Annotated in this window: 1 protein-coding gene; it reads left to right on the forward strand. The window is 45.8% G+C overall.

Annotated features, from left to right (window positions below; genetic code table 11):
* Positions 1-504, forward strand: a 504-nt coding sequence (locus tag L2730_RS21885; protein WP_248976479.1) for an EF-Tu C-terminal domain-related protein, incomplete at its 5' end; no start/stop codon positions are given.
* Positions 505-557 lie beyond the last annotated feature (53 nt).

Consider the following 557-nt stretch of genomic DNA (forward strand, 5'->3'; position numbering starts at 1 on the left):
GTAACTGGTCGTGTAGAGCGCGGTATCATCAAAGTTGGTGAAGAAGTAGAAATCGTTGGTATCAAAGATACGACTAAGACTACTTGTACTGGTGTTGAAATGTTCCGTAAGCTTCTTGACGAAGGTCGTGCTGGCGAGAACTGTGGTGTTCTTCTACGTGGTACTAAGCGTGAAGATGTTGAACGTGGTCAAGTTTTGGCTCAGCCTGGTTCAATCACTCCACACACAACTTTCAAGTCAGAAATCTACGTTCTGTCTAAAGAAGAAGGTGGACGTCATACTCCATTCTTCAAAGGCTACCGTCCACAGTTCTACTTCCGTACAACTGACGTAACCGGTACTATCGAATTGCCAGAAGGCGTAGAGATGGTAATGCCTGGTGACAACGTTGCTATGACAGTAACACTAATCTGCCCAATCGCGATGGACGAAGGTTTACGCTTCGCAATCCGTGAAGGTGGACGTACAGTTGGTGCTGGTGTTGTTGCAGAGATCGTTGCTTAATAGCGACTAATCTTACCGCAATACTGAAAAAGGCAGCTTAGGCTGCCTTTTTT

This window comes from Shewanella kaireitica, from assembly GCF_023284045.1.
Taxonomy (GTDB): domain Bacteria; phylum Pseudomonadota; class Gammaproteobacteria; order Enterobacterales; family Shewanellaceae; genus Shewanella; species Shewanella kaireitica.